1 protein-coding gene and 1 pseudogene are annotated in these 1,571 nt (G+C 49.2%); both read left to right on the top strand.

The window, feature by feature from the left end:
- Window positions 1–420 precede the first annotated feature (420 nt).
- Window positions 421–1,332, top strand: coding sequence for an ABC transporter permease (locus CPT76_RS14655; protein WP_089546755.1), 912 nt, complete (start codon window positions 421–423; stop codon window positions 1,330–1,332).
- A gap of 13 nt (window positions 1,333–1,345) precedes the next feature.
- A pseudogene (locus CPT76_RS14650) lies at window positions 1,346–1,571 on the top strand (carbohydrate ABC transporter permease); the annotation flags it as partial.

The raw sequence follows: 1,571 nt of genomic DNA, 5'->3' as shown, positions 1-1,571 counted from the left end.
GGGCTTACGCGCGGCGGTAACGCTGGTGGACATCATTGGGGAGGGGACGGACCGGAGCGGAGGTTACACGAAGACGCTGCTCGTCCCCGAGCTGGTTGTCGGACAGACAACCGGGCCTGTGAAACCGCGTTAATTTTCCATCGGAAGAAGCGATGCAGTATAGAAAAAAGACCTTTTCACTTCGAAAAGGTCTTTTTTATTTTTATTAACATATTGAATATGTTAAATATTTATATTATATTATGATTAATCCAAGAGCTTCCATGAATCGACATCGTTTCAAGGGAGGTCAAGTAGATAAGAGAACAGCTGAATATGTTGTGTAATCGCTTACAAAGATTTGAGGGGAGGAAGACTGAGTACCAAGCGCTTTGCCGAAACCTGGAACGTCTATACTATCCGAAAACAGAGGTGGAGCTTATGAGTTCGTCAACACTGTGGAAGCGGATCTGGAAGCATAAGTTGTTTTACTTGTTCATGCTTCCGGGGATCATCTGGTTTTTTCTGTTCTCCTACGTTCCGCTTTACGGGATTCAGGTCGCTTTCCGCGATTATACGTTCGTGGGCGGTTTTACCGGCAGCCCATGGGCGGGATTGAAATACTTCAAGCAGTTTTTCGACTACTACCAATCGACAGACATTATCCGCAACACCATCATCATCAGCCTGATGAAACTAATCATCGGATTTCCGATGCCCATCATCCTTGCGATCCTCCTCAATGAAATCCGAAATCTGAAATTCAAGAAAACCGTTCAAACTTTATCCTATTTGCCTTATTTCATTTCCTGGATCGTCGTCGTCACCTTGATGCAGCGCCTCTTCGCTACCTATGGCGGGCCGGTCAACGACCTGCTGTCGTCAATGGGCGTAGAGCCGATCCAATTTCTGTACAACACTTCGTGGTTCTATGAAGTCATCATCGGCTCGGATGTTTGGAAGAACATCGGCTGGAACTCGATCATCTACATGGCGGCCATTGCGGGCATTGACCAGCAGCTGTATGAAGCAGCGAAAATCGACGGCGCCGGCCGTTTCCGCCTGATTTGGCACGTGACCCTGCCGGGCATCCGCAACGTTGCGGTCATTCTGTTTATTCTGGCGACTGGAAGCCTGATGAGCGCGGGCTTCGAACAGCTTCTGCTTCTGAACGGTCCTTCCACCGCAGCCATCGGCAGCGTGCTCGACGTCCATGTCATCACTCAGGGCATCCAGCAGGGCCGGCTAAGCTATGCGGCGGCTGTCGGCTTGTTCCAGAGCCTGATTGCGCTGGTCCTGATCGTCACCGTCAACAGGATTGCACGGAAGGTCAGCGACGTATCACTGTTCTAAGGAGGGAACCTACGTGGAGAAACGATCGTTTTCCTGGTTTACCGCATTGAATTATTTTCTGCTTACGCTGTTCGCCTTTTCCATGATTTATCCGTTCATTTACGTGCTCGTGTACTCGCTAAATGACGGTAAAGATTCCATGATGGGGGCTCTGTATTTCTTTCCGCGGAAATTCACGCTGGACAATTACGCCCAGGTGTTCGATAATCCGCAGATTTGGCAGGCTTACAAAATCACGA

The sequence above is a fragment of the Paenibacillus sp. AR247 genome (assembly GCF_002968895.1).
Classification (GTDB): Bacteria; Bacillota; Bacilli; order Paenibacillales; family Paenibacillaceae; genus Paenibacillus_AQ; species Paenibacillus_AQ favisporus.
This window is presented reverse-complemented; position numbering and strand designations above follow the sequence as displayed.

Coding starts and splice junctions, on each gene's coding strand:
- CPT76_RS14655 (WP_089546755.1), top strand. CDS start 421: ATGAGTTCGTCAACACTGTGGAAGCGGATCTGGAAGCATAAGTTGTTT.